This window comes from Pantoea sp. R13S299 (assembly GCF_048515925.1).
GTDB lineage: Bacteria > Pseudomonadota > Gammaproteobacteria > Enterobacterales > Enterobacteriaceae > Pantoea.
In genome coordinates this window covers 1,677,525-1,693,968 of the sequence record NZ_JBLYEF010000001.1, presented here as the reverse complement: position 1 = coordinate 1,693,968, position 16,444 = coordinate 1,677,525, and the positions used below count along the sequence as shown (strand labels likewise).

The window sequence follows — 16,444 nt, the reverse complement described above, 5'->3', positions numbered from 1 at the left end:
GCGAACGAAACCCTCTCATAGCCCGTTCGCGCAGCGAACACCAGGGACATGCCAGCCCGCCAGGCGAACGAAACCCTCTCATAGCCCGTTCGCGCAGCGAACATCAGGGTACATGCCAGCCCGCCAGGCGAACGAAACCTTCCCAGCCCCGTTCGCGCAGCGAACACCTCAGCGCATCAGCGCACCCCTCCCTTTATTCCCTAAAGTCATAAACCCAAATTTTTTAGTATTTCCGGTTATCAATAATAGTTCTTACCATCAGAGAATCAGATTATGTAAAGGGAGGTAAATATCGTGAATTTCCAGCAGCTTAAAATCATCCGCGAGGCGGCCCGCTGTGAGTTTAATTTAACGGAAGTCGCTAACACGCTGTTTACCTCCCAGTCGGGTGTCAGTCGGCACATCCGCGATCTGGAAGATGAACTGGGTGTGGAGATCTTTATCCGTCGCGGAAAGCGCCTGCTGGGGATGACGGAACCGGGCAAAGCGCTGCTGACCATTGCCGAGCGTATCCTGGATGAAGCGGGAAAAGTGCGGCGGCTGGCGGATGTCTTTACCAATGAAACCAGCGGTATTCTGACCATCGCCACCACGCATACTCAGGCGCGCTACAGCCTGCCGAAAGTGATCAAAGCGTTTCGCCAGCTCTATCCCAACGTCCGGCTTGAATTGAATCAGGGATCGCCGCAGGAAATTGTCACCATGCTGCTGGCGGGTGAAGCGGATATCGGCATCGCCAGTGAAATGCTGGTCAACAACAGCAGTCTGGCGGCGTTCCCGTGGTTTAGCTGGCATCACGCCTTGCTGGTGCCGAAAGGGCATGAGCTGGTGCAGAATCAGCCGGTCTCACTGAGCACCCTCAGCCGCTATCCACTTATTACCTACCGGCAGGGCATCACCGGACGGTCGCGGGTTGACCGTGCCTTCCAGACGGCGGGCCTGAAACCGGATATCGTGCTTAGCGCCCAGGACTCCGACGTGGTGAAAACCTACGTCAAACTCGGTCTGGGCGTCGGAATCCTGGCCGATCAGGCGTGTGAAACCGAAGAGAATGAAGAGCTGGAACGGCTGGATGCCACGCATCTGTTCGATGCCAGCACCGTATGGCTCGGCCTCAAGCGCGGTCAGCTGCAGCGCAACTACGTCTGGCAGTTCCTGGAACTCTGCAACGCCAACCTGTCGCTGGAAGAGATCAAACGCCAGGCGCTCTCCTACAGTAACGACGACGAACCGGTCATCGACTTCCAGATTTAAAGCGCGTGCGCATCCCGCCGGATGCGCTACCGTTCCCGCACGGCATAAAATTTCAAATCACCGCAAAAAACTCCTTCACGACACTTTCTCACCCCGCACAACAACATCCTGCGCTGACCCGGCGCGATAAAGTGGAATTAACTGACCACGAGGGGATGTTATGTCGCGATTAAAACTTAAAGACAGCGATCTGCTACGCCAGCAGGCGCTGTTTGCCGGGCACTGGCAGGATGCGCATCAGGGCGCCACGCTGCCGGTTACCGATCCTGCCACGGGCGAAACGCTGGCTACCATTCCGGCACTGGGCCGGGCGGAGACGGAGCAGGCGATAGCCTATGCGGAAACGGTGCGCATCAGCTGGGGCAAAACCACCAATGCCAGCCGGGCCGCGCTGCTGGAAAAATGGCATCAGCTGATTGTTGAACATGCTGACGACCTGGCGATCATCATGACCGCCGAGCAGGGCAAGCCGCTGGCGGAAGCCAGAGGCGAGGTGCTCTATGGTGCCAGTTTTGTGAAATGGTTTGCGGAAGAGGCGCGTCGTATCTATGGCGACACCATTCCCGCGCCTAGCGAAGACCGTCGCATCCTGGTGCTGAAACAGCCGGTGGGTGTTGCCGCCGCGATCACCCCGTGGAACTTCCCGATTGCGATGATCACCCGCAAGGTTGCCCCAGCGCTGGCCGCCGGATGTCCGATTATCGTGAAACCTTCGGAGTTAACGCCGCTCTCGGCGCTGGCACTGGCGGTGCTGGCAGAGCGCGCCGGTTTCCCGTCGGGTGTGTTGCAGGTGCTGACCGGCCTGCCCACAGATATTGGGGCGGCGCTGACTGAAAGTCGCACGGTGCGAAAAATCTCCTTTACCGGATCGACCCGCATCGGGCAGTTATTAATGCAGCAGAGCGCCAACAGCATAAAGCGCCTGAGTCTTGAGCTGGGCGGCAACGCGCCGCTGATCGTGTTTGATGATGCCGATATTGAGATTGCGGTTGCCGGCGTCATGCTCAGCAAGTTCCGCAACGCCGGGCAGACCTGCGTCTGCGCCAACCGCATTCTGGTGCAGCGGAGCATCTATCCGCGCTTCACCGCAAGACTGCTGGAGGCGGTCGCCACCCTGAAAGTGGGCGATGGTTTTGCGCCCGACAGCACCATTGGCCCGCTGATCAACAGCCGCGCAGTGGAGAAAGTGAATGGTCACATCGACGATGCGCTCAGTCAGGGAGCAACCCTGTTGACCGGCGGCATCAGCCAGGGCAACGGCACCTTCGTGCAGCCCACGGTGCTCGGTGAGGTCACGTCCAGCATGCGTATCGCCCATGAAGAGACGTTCGGCCCGGTCGCGCCGCTGTTTATCTTTGATGATGAAGAGCAGGCGATCGCGATGGCGAACGACACGCCTTATGGCCTGGGCGCCTATTTCTTTACCGAGAATATCCGGCGGGCGTGGCGGGTAGCGGAAGCGCTGGAGTTTGGCATGGTCGGCTTTAATACCGGCGCGATTTCCCTGGAGGTTGCGCCGTTTGGCGGCGTGAAACTCTCCGGTATTGGCCGGGAAGGTTCCCGCTACGGAATTGATGAATATCTGGAACAAAAAACATTTCACATTGGCAGTCTGTAATTAAATATTAATAGAACGCCAGCCGGATGATCCGGCTGGTTTTTTTTTTTGCCTGATGCTCAGCATAATTTCTTCGGCGTCAAATAATAGTCTTTAAGAACGAAAGAATTTATCAGGGATGTGAGACCGGTCGGCAAATCGGCGGGGACCTGGCACTGAAATGAACAGGCTGGACCGTAATATCCGCTTTGGTGCAATTTCCGTGCAGGTTGCACCAGCAGGGCGCATAAATTTTGTGAAGTAAATCATCTGTTTAATTGTTCGGCAATTCCGCAAAAAATCCCCCGGCAATACGGCAGAAAATTTTTTTGCGCTGTTTTAAACGCATTTTTATTTTTTGCCTGGCTGGCATACTTTCTGCATTAGCTTATTAACACCGCAGAAATCGGCCGTTGTAAACGCTAATTAATCAGCAACTGATGGGTGTAACAAATAAGGAATTCTTCCATGTTAAGTTTCGACCCAGAAAAAGTTTCTCTTCCGGCTGGCCATTATATTGGCGGCCAGCACTGCCAGAGCCAGGGCGCAGCCTTTGAGGTTAAACGTCCCTCTGATGGCAGAGTCTATGCCACGCTGCAGGACGCCACACCGCAGGATGTCGATCGCGCTGTTACCGTCGCGCATCAGGCGCTGAAAACCAGCGGCTGGTCCGGCTGTCCACCGCGCGAACGCGGTCGTGTATTACGCCGCTGGGCCGATCTGATTGAGCAGGACCCGCTGCTGGCACAGCTGGAAGCGCTGGGCTCCACCCGGCCGATCAACGACGTGGTGCTGCACGAAATCCCGTTTACCGCCGAAGCGATTCGCTTCTATGCCGAATGCGCCGACAAATACAGCGGCGACCTCTTTCCTACCCGCGACAGCAGCCTCGGCATGCTGATTGCCGAACCTTATGGCGTCATCGCTGCGATTACCCCGTGGAATTTCCCGCTGTCGATGGCGTCGTGGAAATGCGGACCGGCGCTGGCAGCGGGCAATGCGGTCGTCCTCAAACCCTCTGAACTCACCCCGTTTTCTACCGTGCGCATGGCCGAACTGGCGATTCAGGCGGGTTTACCGGCGGGCGTGCTGAACATTGTGCAGGGTAGCGGTGCCGTAACTGGCAGCGCGCTGGTGACCCATCCGCTGGTGCGCAAAGTCTCCTTTACCGGCTCGACCGTGACTGGAAAACGCATCATGAGCGACGCCGCGCAGCACGGCATGAAACCGGTGACGCTGGAACTGGGCGGCAAAAGTCCTCAGCTGGTGTTTGATGACGCGGGTGACCTTGAGGTGCTGGCCCAGCGTATTCTGCGCGGCTTCACCGCCAACGGCGGTCAGGCCTGCGTGGCGGGCACCCGCCTTATTGTGCAGCGCAATATTGCCGACCCGCTGGTTGAGCGGCTGGCACAGCTCTGCCGCGAACTCAAACCGGGCGTCACCTGGCACGAAGAGAGTCGCTACGCGCCGCTGATCGACGAACGCCAGGGCAACAAAGTCTGCTCGGTGATTGAGGCAGCAAAAGCGCAGGGCGCAGAGGTGCTGGTGGGCGGAGAGCGTTTTGCCGACACCGAAGGCGGCTGGTTCTGGCAGCCTACGCTGCTGAGCCATGTAGAGCAGGATAATCCGGCCGTGCAGCAGGAGATTTTTGGTCCGGTGCTGACGGTGCAAACCTTTGACGATGAAGAGCAGGGCCTGGCGATGGCCGCCCATGACACCTATGGCCTCTGCGCCGGGGTCCACACCCTGAGTCTGCCGCGCGCCCTGCGGGCGATGCGCGCAATCGATGCGGGCACCGTCTGGATCAACCGCTATGGCCGCTCCGGCGACTTCATCATTCCAACCGGTGGCTTCCTGGGTTCCGGTATTGGGAAAGACTTAGGGCGTCAGGCGTTTCAGGCCTGCCAGCGCCAGAAGAGTGTACTCATCGATTTCTAAGCGCAACTGACAAAGACGAGGGTGTTACATGGCACTGTTTAAACCGAAATTCATCACGTTTGACTGTTACGGCACGTTGATTCGCTTTGATATGGCGGGCGCAGCCCAACGTTGTTTCAGCGACCGCGTCGACCCGGCTGCAATGGACGCGTTTACCGCCGACTTTGCCAGCTATCGTCTGGATGAAGTGCTCGGCGCATGGAAACCTTATTACGACGTAGTCAGCAACGCGATTCAGCGCACCTGCAAAAAGTGGGGCGTGAAGTGGGACAAAGCCGACAGCGACTTTATCTACACCGACTGCGCCAGCTGGGGTCCGCATCCCGACGTGCCTGCCGGTCTGGCAAAAGTGGCGAAGGAGTTTCCGCTGGTGCTGCTGACCAACTCAATGAAAGACCTGATCCCGCATCACGAACCGCGTCTGGGCGCGCCCATCTACATGACCATCACGGCGGAAGAGGCGGGTGCTTACAAACCACAAATGAAAGGCTTCGAGTACATGCTGGATAAGCTCGGCTGCGGCCCGGAGGATATCCTGCATGTCTCCTCCAGCTTCCGCTATGACCTGATGACCGCCCACGATCTCGGCATCAAAAATAAAGTCTGGGTCAATCGCGGTCATGAACCGGCGAACCCGTACTACCAGTACACCGAAATCAAAGATATCGGCGGCCTGCCTGGCGTCGTCGGACTCTGAGGAATTCCCCATGAAACTGGAATCGTTCTGGCAGGCTACCGCTCCGGCCTTTACCGGCGCCGCCCGTGAACCGCTGCCCGCACAGGCGGACGTAGTGGTCATCGGCGGCGGCTTCACCGGCGTCTCGGCGGCGCTTAACCTGGCGCGCAGCGGCATCAGCGTCGTGCTGCTGGAGAGCGGTGACGTGATGAGCCAGGCGTCGGCCCGAAACGGCGGCCACTGCAACACTGGTGTGGCGCAGAACTTCGCCTCGCTGGTGGCAAGTCAGGGTATGGAGCAGGCCAGTCGCTTCTACCGGGCGTTTGACGATGCGGTGAGCTACGTCCAGCAACTGATCCAGGATGAAGCGATCGACTGCGACTTCCGGTTGTGCGGCAAGCTCAAGCTCGCCAGCAAAGCGTCGCATATGGCCGGGCTGCGGGAGGCGTATGAACTGATGCGCCGCACTGTGGACCCGGAGATCGAACTGCTCGATAAAACGGCGGTGCGTGACGAGATCGCCAGCGACGATTTCCACGGCGGCCTGCTGCAGAAGCGTGGCGGTCAGATGCACATGGGTAAGTTTGGCGTCGGGCTGGCAGAAGCCGCTGCCCGCAGCGGCGCGAAGATTTTCCCGCATCACGCCGTGACGAAGTTAGAACGTCTGCAGGGCTATCAGCATCGGATACACACCGCGCAGGGCACCATTCTGGCGGATAAAGTGCTGATGGCGACCGGGTGCTCCAACGTCGGACCTTTTCCATGGTTCCAGCGTCGCATTGTGCCGGTCGGCAGCTTTATCGTCGTGACCGAAGCGCTCGACCCCGCGCTGCTGCGCCAGGTACTGCCCAATAACCGGACCTATGTGACGTCGCTGAATATCGGCAACTACTTCCGTACCACCGCCGATAGCCGTCTGGTGTTTGGCGGCCGCGCCCGGTTTGCCGTCAGCAACCCAACCTCTGATTCGCGCAGCGGCGAGATCCTGCGCCACGCGATGACGCAGATGCTGCCGCAGCTGGGCAAGGCTGGGGTGGGCTACTGCTGGGGCGGCATGGTCGACATGACCGCCGACCGTCTGCCGCATGCGGGTGAACAGGACGGCCTGTTCTATTCGCTCGGCTATAGCGGTCACGGCACCCAGATGTCGGTCTGGATGGGGCGCATCATGGCCGACCTGCTGGCCGAAAAGCGCACTGAAAATCCCTGGCAGCGCGACGCATGGCCCGCGCTGCCCGGTTATCACGGCAAGCCATGGTTTTTACCGCTCGCAGGACTCTATTACAAAGCAAAGGATCGCCTTTCATAACGTCCCGTCGGGTGCTGGCCGCCAGGTGTCCAGCACCGCCAGAAAATGATCCCCGGTTCGCCTGACTATTGAGGGTACAGAGATGAGTAAATTTGATAATAACGACGCTGATGCGGTAAATCCGGCACTGACGCGCATGATCACCGAAGGCTCACTGTCACGTCGCAGCCTGATGAAAATGCTCTCCGCAGGTGCGGTGATGAGCAGTGGCCTGATCGGTTTTTCAGGGGAAGCACTGGCAGACGACAAGCCGGTCATAGGCGGTAAACTGCGTGCGGCGATGTCGAATTCCTCGGCCACCGATACGCTCGATCCGGCCAAAAGTAACAACAGCGCGGACTACACCCGCCAGTTCATGTTCTACAGCGGCCTGACCGAGCTGGATAAAAACCTGATGGCGCAACCGGCGCTGGCCGAATCGCTGGACTCCAGCGACGGCATCACCTGGCATATCAAACTGCGTAAAGGCGTCACCTTCCATGATGGCAAACCGCTGACCGCCAAAGATGTCATCTTCTCGCTCAGCCGCCATAAAGATCCGGCCATCGCCTCTATCGCCTTTAAGCTGGCCGATCAGTTCAAAACCTTCACCGCGGTGAATGATAACGAGGTCCAGCTGGAACTGAACAGCGCCAATTTCGACGTCCCTTACATGCTGGCAGCACCGCCGTTTTTGATTCTGCAGGACGGCACCACCGATTTCAGCAAAGGCATCGGCACCGGTCCGTTTATCTGCAAAACCTTTATGCCGGGCACCCGCACTATCGGCACCAAAAATCCCAACTACTACAAGCCGGGCCTGCCGCGTCTGGATGAGGTGGAGCTGATTGGCGTCACGGACAACGCTGCACGCGTCAATGCCCTGATGTCAGGCGACCTTCAGATCGTCGCTGCCCTGACCGCCGCCGACTGCAAGCGCATCAAAGCCACCAGCGATTTTGGCGTGCTGGAGAGTAAATCGGGCATGTATACCAACCTGATTATCCGCACCGACATGAAGCCAGGCAGCAACGAAGATTTCGTGCTGGCGATGAAATACCTGCAGCCGCGTGAAATGCTGGTGAAAACAGTGCTGCAGGGCTACGGCGACGTCAGTAATGACACCCCGGTGCCGCCGTGGCATCCGCTCTACAACGCCGACCTCAAACCGCGTCCGCTCGATGTGGAAAAAGCGAAGTTCCACATCAAAAAAGCGGGCATGGCTGGCTCCACAGTAGAGATCATCACCACGCCGAATATCGAAGGTGCCAGCGAAGGCGGCCAGCTGATCCAGCAGATGGCACGCGGCGCAGGACTCAACGTGAAAGTGCGACGTGTGCCGTATGACGGTTACTGGTCAACGCACTGGATGAAAGATCCGGTGGGATATGGCTCGATAAATCCGCGTCCGACTATCGACATGCTCTTCTCACAGTTTTATCTCTCAACGGCACCGAACAATGAATCGGGCTGGAAAAATCCCCAGTTTGATCAGCTGGTGGTCGCCGCCCGCGGTGAACGCGATCAGGCAAAACGCAAGCAGATGTATGGCGACATGCAGACGCTGATTTATGACCACTGTGGCACGATCATTCCGACCTTTATCAGCTCTACCGATGGCTACAGCAAAAAGGTCAAAGGGGTCGAGGCCTGGCCGTCAGGCATGATGATGGGCTATCGCTTCCATGAGTTTGCCTGGCTAAGCGCCTGATCCCAGCCTGTCTCATCAGGCTATTTATAAGGAGTACGCCGATGAACCGATACATGATGTTCCTGATTGCCCGGCGGATTGGCGCCGGCATCCTGACTTTGCTTATCGTCTCGGCGGTGGTGTTTTTCATCACCAGCCTGCTGCCGGGTGACGCGGCACAGATGATCCTCGGCCAGAACGCCACGCCGGAAACGGTGGCGGCGTTACGGCAGCAGCTGGGTCTCGATCAGCCTTTGCTGATGCGCTATATCCACTGGCTGACCGGCATGGTGCAGGGTGACTTCGGCACCTCGTTTGCCAGCCATCTGCCGGTCTCGCAGCTGGTGGCGCAGCGTATTCCCGCCACCTTTCAACTGGCGGGCATCACCACGCTGATCTGCGTGCCGATGGCGCTGATCATCGGCATTATCGCGGCGATGAATCGCGGTTCCCGGCTCGATCGGGCGCTGGTTATCGGCACCATGGCGACGGTAGCTGTGCCGGAGTTTCTGGTGGCGACGGTGGCGGTACTGATTTTCGCCGTCAAGCTGCACTGGGTGTCGGCGATGTCATTCGGCAGCCCTGACAGCGACCTGCTGAGCTACCTCAAGGCCTATGCGCTGCCGGTGCTGACACTCTGCTGCGTGCTGGTGGCGCAGATGGCGCGCATGACGCGGGCCGCCATTATCAACCAGCTCGACAGCCCTTATCTGGAGATGGCGCTGCTGAAAGGGGTGTCGCCGCTTCGCGCCGTGCTGCGGCACGCGCTGCCTAACGCGGTCGGACCCATCGCCAACGCGATCTCACTCAGCCTTTCCTATCTGTTTGGCGGGGTGATCATCATTGAAACCATCTTCAGCTATCCCGGACTGGCCAGCCAGCTGGTGGATGCGGTCAGTAACCGCGACCTGCCGGTGGTGCAGCTCTGCGTGATGCTGTTTGCCGCCTGCTATCTGGTGCTGCTGCTGGCGGCCGACATTCTGACAATCGCCTTTAACCCTAAATGGAGAAGCGCATGAATACTCTCTTGTTGCCCTGGCGTTTCTTTCAGTCGCTTTCCTGGTCGGGTCGGCTGGGTCTGATGATGTCATTGTTCTGGCTGCTGATGGCGGTGTTCGGCACGCCGCTGGCGCCGCACAGCATTGATGACATCGGCGGCGGCCCGCTGATGGGCGGCCTGACGGCCGATAACCTGCTGGGCACCGACTATCTGGGACGCGACATGCTGAGCCGCATTCTCTATGGCGCGAAGTTTTCAATCGGCCTGGCTCTGAGTGCGGCGCTGCTGGCCAGCCTGATCGGCACGCTGCTGGCGTTGCTGGCGGCGGTGACGGGACGCTGGCTGGAGGAGTTACTCGGCCGCGTAAACGATGCACTACTGGTGCTACCGGGCAAAGTGTTGTCGCTGATGATCGTTGCGGTATTTGGCTCCTCGCTGCCGATGTTGATCCTGACTGCCGTGTTCACCTACTGGCCGGGCGCATTCCGCATCGCTTTTGCAATGGCCAGCTCGCTGCGCAGCATGGATTACGTTCGCGCCTCGCGCCTGCGGGGCGAAAGCCGCTGGTATATCGCCATTCATGACATCCTGCCCAACATGGTGCACCCGATGCTGACGGACTTTGGTCTGCGCTTTGTCTACATCGTGCTGCTGCTGAGCGGCCTGAGCTTCCTGGGCCTGGGTGTGCAGCCGCCGTATGCCGACTGGGGCACGCTGGTACGTGAAAATATGCAGGGGCTGTTTGACGGTTCGCCTGCGGTGCTGATGCCCGCGCTGGCGATTGCCAGTCTGACCATTGGCGCCAACCTGTTTATCGACAGCCTGCAGGCGATGCGTCCGATGACGCTGGCGAAGGAGGGAGCATGAACGTGACACCACATACCGCCATGCCGGTGATTTCGGTAGATAAACTGCGCGTTACTGCGCAGACCGATCGCGGCGAAGAGATCGACCTGGTTTCCGACATCCACTTTACCGTACAGAAGGGCGAGGTGCTGGCGCTGATTGGCGAATCCGGCTCCGGTAAAACCACCATCGCCATGGCGCTGATGGGCTATGCCCGCAGCGGCTGCCGCATCGCCGAAGGTAACATTCACGTTGCCGGCACCGACGTTAACAGCCTGACACCGGGCCAGCTGCGTGCCTTTCGCGGCAACAAAGTCGCCTATATTGCCCAGAGCGCGGCGGCGTCGTTTAATCCGGGAATGAAGATTCTTGATCAGGTGATTGAGCCGGTGGTTATCCACGGCACCCTGACCCGCAAAGCGGCGAAAGAGAAGGCAATTGGTCTGTTCCGCGAACTGGCACTGCCGAACCCCGAAACCATTGGCGACCGTTTCCCGCACCAGGTATCGGGCGGTCAGCTGCAGCGTCTGATGACGGCGATGGCGCTGATTGGCGATCCTGACGTCGTCATCCTTGATGAACCGACTACTGCGCTGGACGTGACCACCCAGGTGGAAGTGCTGAAAGCGTTTCGCCGCGTGGTCGTGCAGCGTGGCGTCACCGCGATTTACGTCAGCCACGATCTGGCCGTGGTCGCGCAGATGGCTGACCGGATTCTGGTGCTGCTGCGCGGCAAGATGGCGGAGTATGGCAGTACTGAGACTTTGATTGGCGCACCGCAGGCGGAGTACACCCGCTTACTGATGGACGCTGCGCGGCAGAAGGAGCGGCCCAGCAACTGGTGCCCGGCCGCCGCCGATATTCAGCCACTGCTGGAGGTGCGTGACCTCAGCGCAGGTTATGGCCCGCGCGGTAACGACGGCCATCCGAAAGTGCGCATTCTGGAGGAGATCAACCTCAAGCTCTGGAAAGGACAGGCGATTGGCATTATCGGTGAATCAGGCTCGGGTAAAACCACCCTGGCGCACGCCATTGCCGGACTCAACGCGCCGAGTCACGGCCACATCCTGTTTAACGGCCACTACATTGCGGGCGATATGCAAAAACGCCCTGACAATGAGCTGCGGCGCATTCAGTATGTGTTCCAGATGGCGGATACCGCACTGAATCCGGCCCACAGTGTTGAACGCATCCTGTCGCGACCGCTGACGCTGTTTCATGGCCTGAGCGGGGCGGCGCGCCAGCAGCGACTTTATCAGCTGCTGGATCTGGTCAAGCTGCCGCGCAGCGTGCTGTGGCGACGTCCCTGGGCGCTTTCCGGCGGACAGAAACAGCGCGTCAATCTGGCGCGTGCACTGGCGGCTGAACCGGACCTGATCCTGTGTGATGAAGTGACCTCGGCGCTGGATACCGTGGTCGCCGCCGCCGTTCTCGACTTAATCAGCGAACTGCGCCGCGAGCTGGGGCTCTCGGTGATTTTTATCAGCCACGACATGCATGCCGTTCGCGCGGTATGCGACGAAATTGTGGTGATGAAGAGCGGTCGTATCGTTACCCAGCTGTCGCGCAACGACTACGACAAGCCGACCAGCGAGTTGTATTTCGAGCGCCTGAAGCGCGCGGTACCAGAGCTGCGTCAGGGCTGGCTGGATGAGCATGAAGAAATTTTAAAAGCAGAGTGAGTTATTGCGCGCTCTGATTTACCCGCCTGCACGGCACTGATGCATTGCGCAGGCGGCGCGGGTCTGGCACAGCGGCGATTCTGCCCTGTGTCAGACCAGATACTGACAACAGAGGTCATCTTGTTATGCCTGCACCGATTCGTTATGTACAGGACAGTGCGAATTTCCCCGATTCCGCCGACGTGGTGGTGATTGGCGCCGGTATTGCCGGTGCCGCAGCCACCTGGGAGCTGGCGAAGCAGGGACTGAAGGTTGTGCTGATTGAAAAAGGCCTGGTAGGGGCGGAGCAGTCGAGCCGCAACTGGGGCTGGTGTCGCCAGCAGAACCGCGATGAGCGAGAGCTGCCGCTGATTATCTATGCGCTGCAACGCTGGGGTGAACTGAATGACGAAACCGGCGAAGAGCTGGGATTCCGCCGCAGCGGGCTGGTCTACGCCACGCAGGAAGAGTCGGACATCGCGGCCTGGGACAAGTGGATCCAGATGGCAAAAGGCTATGGCGTAAACAGTTCGATTCTCACGGCGGAGCAGGCCAAAGCGATGACGCCGGGCAGCACCACAAGCTGGCGCGGCGGTCTCTCAGCGCCTACAGACGGCCACGCCGAGCCCAGTCTGGCCGCACCGGGACTGGTGGCGGGCGCGCTGAAAAAAGGTGCGCTGCTGTTTCAGCAGTGCGCGGTGCGCGGGCTGGATATCGCCGCAGGTCGGGTCAGCGGGGTCTGGACCGAACGTGGCCTGATCAAAACCAGCCGGGTCATCTGTGCTGCCGGCGCCTGGACCTCAATGTTCTGTCGTCGTCACGGCATCGACCTGCCGCTGGGTAATGTGATTGGCACCGCCTTCCGCACGCAGCCCATTGAGCAGGCGATCGCCATGCCGCTTTACACGCCGGGCTTTGCCTGTCGGCCACAGATGGACGGCAGCTACACCGTCTCCGTCTCGGGTCGCGGTCGGCTGGAGCCGGGAGCACAGGGGCTGCGCTATGCCCGCCAGTTCTATCCGACCTTTAAAAGTCGCCGCAAGAATCTCACCCTGAATCTCGGCCTGTCGCCATTCTTCAACGGCCCGGAGGCGATGGGGAAATGGGCATTCGACCGCGAGTCGCCGTTTGAGCGCATGCGCATTCTCGATCCAGCTGCCGATGCAAAGATTGTGGAAGAGGGCCTGGCGGCGATGCGGCGTGAATATCCAGCGCTGGCGAATCTTAAGCTGGCGCAATCGTGGGGCGGCATGATTGACAGCACCCCGGACGCGATTCCGGTCATCTCAACCGTGGCGAAACTGCAGGGGCTGGTGCTCTCGGCGGGTTACAGCGCCCACGGTTTCGGTATCGGACCGGGTGCCGGACGACTGGCGGCCGACCTGGCGACTGAGGCGACACCGATAGTTGATCCGACCCCTTACCGCTATAGCCGTCTGGTTGACGGCAGCGGACTTGAAACGCCAGGCATGATGTAAGGAGAGCTTTTATGAGCCTGACAATACGCGCAATGACGCCAGACGATCTCGAACCATGTTTCACCTTAACGCAGGCGCTGAAATGGCCGCACCGACGCGAAGACTGGGCGCTGGCGCTGCAGCTGGGCGAGGGCACGGTCATTGAAGAGCAGGGTAAGCTGATTGGCAGCGCCGTGCTGTGGCGCTGGGGCGACAGTTTCGCCACGCTGGGACTGATCATTATCGACAACCAGCAGCAGGGGCGCGGTCTGGGCAAACAGCTGATGCTGGCGCAGCTGGAAAAACTGCCCGACTGTAATGTGCGTCTGCACGCGACCGAAATGGGCAAAGGCCTGTATGAAAAGCTCGGCTTTGTCAGCTGCGGTGAAATTCGTCAGCACCAGACCCGTGAAGTCACCACGCTGCCTGACGTCGTGATCCCGGCGGGACTGCAGCTGCGACCCGCGACCCGGATCGATCACGCCACGCTGGTGAGGCTGGATCACCAGGCAAATGGTATGCATCGTCCGGCGCTGATTGAGCATTTACTGTGCGACTGCCAGACGGTGCTCTTAGAGGACGCGGCACAGCAGATTCAGGGCTTCGCCAGCCTGCGCCGCTTTGGTCACGGCTGGGCGATAGGCCCGGTCATTGCAGCGGACTTCCAGGCCGCTCAGGCGCTGGTCGCCTCGCTGATGCAGTCGCTACAGGGGCAGTTCCTGCGTATTGACACCGACGGGGCGCTGCCAATGGCCGCCTGGCTGGAGAGTCTGGGCATTCCTCAGGTCGATGCGCCCACCACCATGGTGCGCGGCACGCCCTGGACACCGCAGGGGATGCAGGCGTTTGGATTGATGACGCAGGCGATGGCCTGATGCATATCGTCTATAAATCGGAGCCGGAACGTGGCCGGATCTGGCAGCGCTGGCTGGCGGAACATGCGCCTGACATTCAGCTGCATATCTGGCCCGAAACCGGTGATCCGGCGCAGGTTGAGGCGCTGGTCGCCTGGCAGCCACCCGAAGACATTCCGGCGCGGTTTCCCCGGCTGAAACTGCTGTTCTCGGTGGGGGCCGGAGCCGATCAGTTTGACTTCACTGCGCTGCCGCCCGGCCTGCCGGTGATCCGCATGATCGAGCCAGGCCTGACGCAGGGCATGGTGGAATATGTCACCTTCGCGGTGCTCGGTCTGCATCGCGACATGCCGCGCTATTTCCATCAGCAGCGCCAGCAGCAGTGGCTGGCCCATGCAGCCTTACCGGCCGCGCAGCGTCGGATAGGCGTTATGGGGCTGGGCGAACTGGGGCAGGCCGCGTTAGCGCAGCTGGTGGCGCTGAACTTTGACTGCGCAGGCTGGAGCCGCACACCGCGCCAGCTCCCTGGCGTGCGCTGCTGGCACGGCGCGGAACAACTCGCTGACTTTCTGGCGCACAGCGAGATTCTGATCTGCCTGCTGCCGCTGACTGACACCACACAGGGGTTACTGAATAAGACGCTGTTCAGCCAGCTGCCACAGGGCGCGGCGCTGGTGCAGGCCGGACGCGGTCAGCAGCTGAATCATGACGACCTGCTGGAAGCGCTGGAGAGCGGTCAGCTCCGTGCGGCCGTGATTGATGTGACCGACCCGGAGCCGTTACCGGCGGGTCATCCGTTCTGGCACCATCCCGCCATCTGGCTCACCCCCCACATCGCCAGCCAGACGCAGAATGAGAGCGCCATTGCGGCACTATTGGAAAACCTGCGGCGCTACCAGCGTGGCGAACCGTTGCACGGCGAGATTGACCGTTCGCGAGGATATTAAAATGGAACATTTAGTGGCACTGCGCCGCGATCTGCATGCGCACCCGGAGCTGGGCTTTCAGGAGCAGCGCACCAGCGACATCGTGGCGAATTTCCTGCAGCAGCTGGGCATTGAGGTGCACCGCGGTATCGGTAAAACCGGCGTGGTCGGGATACTGAAGAAGGGCAGCAGTGAACGGATGATTGGCCTGCGCGCCGACATGGATGCGCTGCCGATGCAGGATCAAAGCGGCACCAGCTGGCAGAGCCGGGCAGAGCAGGTGAGTCACGCCTGCGGCCACGACGGTCACACCGTGATGCTGCTGGGTGCCGCCGAACAACTGGCGCGCGATGTCAGCTTTGACGGCAGCGTCTGCTTTATCTTCCAGCCCGCCGAAGAGGGGCTGGCGGGCGCAAAAGCCATGATTGACGACGGCCTCTTTAGCCGCTTTCCCTGTGAGGCGGTCTACGCCATTCATAACTGGCCAGAACTGCCGCTCGGCCAGGTGCAGACCCGGCCAGGTGCCATCATGGCGGCGGCTGATCGCTTTGATATCCGGGTGCTGGGCGGAGGCGGTCACGCCGCACAGCCGCACCTGACTCACGATACGCTGCTGGCGACGAGTGAACTGGTGGTGCAGCTGAATACGCTGGTCTCACGCGCCCTGGATCCGTGCGAAACGGCGCTGCTCACCGTCACCCGGATGCAGGGCGGCTTTTCCCACAACATGATCCCGGCAGAGGCGAACATCACCGGCACGGTGCGCACCTTCAGCCCGGCGGCGCAGGATACGATTGAAAAGCGGCTGCGCCAGATGGCGGAGCACATCACCGCCGCCCATGGCCTGCGCGCAGAAGTGAACTATCAGCGTTACTACCCGGCGACGATTAACAGCGCGGCGGAAGCGCAGTTTTGCCTGGAGGCGCTGACGCAGGCGGGCATCCCGGCGGAGGCCGCGCCCAGGCCCGCGCTCACCTCTGAAGATTTTGCTTTTATGCTGCAGGCGCGCCCCGGTGCCTATCTGTGGCTGGGATCGGCCCCCTGCAAGCCGTTGCATCATGCCGCTTACGACTTCAACGATGCGCTGATCCCGCATGGCGTTAATGTTTTTGTCACGCTGATTCGTCAGGCGCTGGCAGAGAAATTTCCCTGCTGAATGCAGCGGGATTTTGACAGGAAATGCCGCTGCCCGGGCAATTACGGCAGCGTGAGAAACCAGCAGGTTGCGATACTTGAGCCAACCGAACGATACGTGGA

Annotated in this window: 13 protein-coding genes; all 13 read left to right on the top strand. The window is 60.1% G+C overall.

Annotated features, from left to right (window positions below; translation table 11 throughout):
* The first annotated feature begins 294 nt into the window (after positions 1 to 294).
* Complete coding sequence (cbl, locus tag ACN1CO_RS08240; RefSeq protein WP_275769123.1) at positions 295 to 1,254, top strand: HTH-type transcriptional regulator Cbl; 960 nt, start codon at positions 295 to 297, stop codon at positions 1,252 to 1,254.
* A gap of 160 nt (positions 1,255 to 1,414) precedes the next feature.
* Positions 1,415 to 2,872: an NAD-dependent succinate-semialdehyde dehydrogenase gene (locus tag ACN1CO_RS08235; RefSeq protein ID WP_419138555.1), complete on the top strand. Its 1,458-nt coding sequence runs from the start codon at positions 1,415 to 1,417 to the stop codon at positions 2,870 to 2,872.
* A gap of 447 nt (positions 2,873 to 3,319) precedes the next feature.
* Positions 3,320 to 4,789, top strand: coding sequence for an aldehyde dehydrogenase family protein (locus tag ACN1CO_RS08230; protein ID WP_419138554.1), 1,470 nt, complete (start codon positions 3,320 to 3,322; stop codon positions 4,787 to 4,789).
* 28 nt (positions 4,790 to 4,817) lie between these two features.
* The gene (locus ACN1CO_RS08225; RefSeq protein ID WP_419138553.1) at positions 4,818 to 5,486 is read left to right on the top strand and encodes a haloacid dehalogenase type II; all 669 of its coding nucleotides are present in this window, start codon (positions 4,818 to 4,820) and stop codon (positions 5,484 to 5,486) included.
* 10 nt (positions 5,487 to 5,496) lie between these two features.
* Positions 5,497 to 6,774, top strand: a complete 1,278-nt coding sequence (locus ACN1CO_RS08220) for an NAD(P)/FAD-dependent oxidoreductase (protein WP_419138552.1) — start codon at positions 5,497 to 5,499, stop codon at positions 6,772 to 6,774.
* Positions 6,775 to 6,856: 82 nt separating this feature from the next.
* Positions 6,857 to 8,464, top strand: a complete 1,608-nt coding sequence (locus ACN1CO_RS08215; protein WP_419138551.1) for an ABC transporter substrate-binding protein — start codon at positions 6,857 to 6,859, stop codon at positions 8,462 to 8,464.
* 41 nt (positions 8,465 to 8,505) lie between these two features.
* Positions 8,506 to 9,462, top strand: coding sequence for an ABC transporter permease (locus tag ACN1CO_RS08210; RefSeq protein ID WP_419138550.1), 957 nt, complete (start codon positions 8,506 to 8,508; stop codon positions 9,460 to 9,462).
* Positions 9,459 to 10,310: an ABC transporter permease gene (locus ACN1CO_RS08205; RefSeq protein WP_419138549.1), complete on the top strand. Its 852-nt coding sequence runs from the start codon at positions 9,459 to 9,461 to the stop codon at positions 10,308 to 10,310. Before ACN1CO_RS08210 ends, ACN1CO_RS08205 begins: the two co-directional genes overlap by 4 nt.
* Positions 10,307 to 11,971 (top strand): ABC transporter ATP-binding protein, encoded by a 1,665-nt coding sequence (locus ACN1CO_RS08200; protein WP_419138548.1) that lies wholly within the window; start codon positions 10,307 to 10,309, stop codon positions 11,969 to 11,971. The genes ACN1CO_RS08205 and ACN1CO_RS08200 overlap by 4 nt, the downstream gene beginning before the upstream one ends.
* Before the next feature lie 125 nt (positions 11,972 to 12,096).
* Positions 12,097 to 13,428, top strand: coding sequence for an NAD(P)/FAD-dependent oxidoreductase (locus ACN1CO_RS08195; RefSeq protein WP_419138547.1), 1,332 nt, complete (start codon positions 12,097 to 12,099; stop codon positions 13,426 to 13,428).
* An 11-nt stretch (positions 13,429 to 13,439) separates the two neighbouring features.
* Positions 13,440 to 14,282, top strand: coding sequence for a GNAT family N-acetyltransferase (locus ACN1CO_RS08190; protein WP_419138546.1), 843 nt, complete (start codon positions 13,440 to 13,442; stop codon positions 14,280 to 14,282).
* The gene (locus tag ACN1CO_RS08185; RefSeq protein WP_419138545.1) at positions 14,282 to 15,208 is read left to right on the top strand and encodes a 2-hydroxyacid dehydrogenase; all 927 of its coding nucleotides are present in this window, start codon (positions 14,282 to 14,284) and stop codon (positions 15,206 to 15,208) included. The genes ACN1CO_RS08190 and ACN1CO_RS08185 overlap by 1 nt, the downstream gene beginning before the upstream one ends.
* Position 15,209: 1 nt before the next feature.
* Positions 15,210 to 16,343 carry a M20 aminoacylase family protein gene (locus tag ACN1CO_RS08180; protein WP_419138544.1) on the top strand — a complete coding sequence of 378 codons (1,134 nt, stop codon included), beginning with the start codon at positions 15,210 to 15,212 and terminating at the stop codon, positions 16,341 to 16,343.
* The last annotated feature ends 101 nt before the right edge of the window (positions 16,344 to 16,444 follow it).

Coding starts and splice junctions, on each gene's coding strand:
- ACN1CO_RS08205 (WP_419138549.1), top strand. CDS start 9,459: ATGAATACTCTCTTGTTGCCCTGGCGTTTCTTTCAGTCGCTTTCCTGG.
- ACN1CO_RS08220 (WP_419138552.1), top strand. CDS start 5,497: ATGAAACTGGAATCGTTCTGGCAGGCTACCGCTCCGGCCTTTACCGGC.
- ACN1CO_RS08200 (WP_419138548.1), top strand. CDS start 10,307: ATGAACGTGACACCACATACCGCCATGCCGGTGATTTCGGTAGATAAA.
- ACN1CO_RS08185 (WP_419138545.1), top strand. CDS start 14,282: ATGCATATCGTCTATAAATCGGAGCCGGAACGTGGCCGGATCTGGCAG.
- ACN1CO_RS08215 (WP_419138551.1), top strand. CDS start 6,857: ATGAGTAAATTTGATAATAACGACGCTGATGCGGTAAATCCGGCACTG.
- ACN1CO_RS08210 (WP_419138550.1), top strand. CDS start 8,506: ATGAACCGATACATGATGTTCCTGATTGCCCGGCGGATTGGCGCCGGC.
- ACN1CO_RS08195 (WP_419138547.1), top strand. CDS start 12,097: ATGCCTGCACCGATTCGTTATGTACAGGACAGTGCGAATTTCCCCGAT.
- ACN1CO_RS08225 (WP_419138553.1), top strand. CDS start 4,818: ATGGCACTGTTTAAACCGAAATTCATCACGTTTGACTGTTACGGCACG.
- ACN1CO_RS08235 (WP_419138555.1), top strand. CDS start 1,415: ATGTCGCGATTAAAACTTAAAGACAGCGATCTGCTACGCCAGCAGGCG.
- ACN1CO_RS08190 (WP_419138546.1), top strand. CDS start 13,440: ATGAGCCTGACAATACGCGCAATGACGCCAGACGATCTCGAACCATGT.
- ACN1CO_RS08230 (WP_419138554.1), top strand. CDS start 3,320: ATGTTAAGTTTCGACCCAGAAAAAGTTTCTCTTCCGGCTGGCCATTAT.
- ACN1CO_RS08180 (WP_419138544.1), top strand. CDS start 15,210: ATGGAACATTTAGTGGCACTGCGCCGCGATCTGCATGCGCACCCGGAG.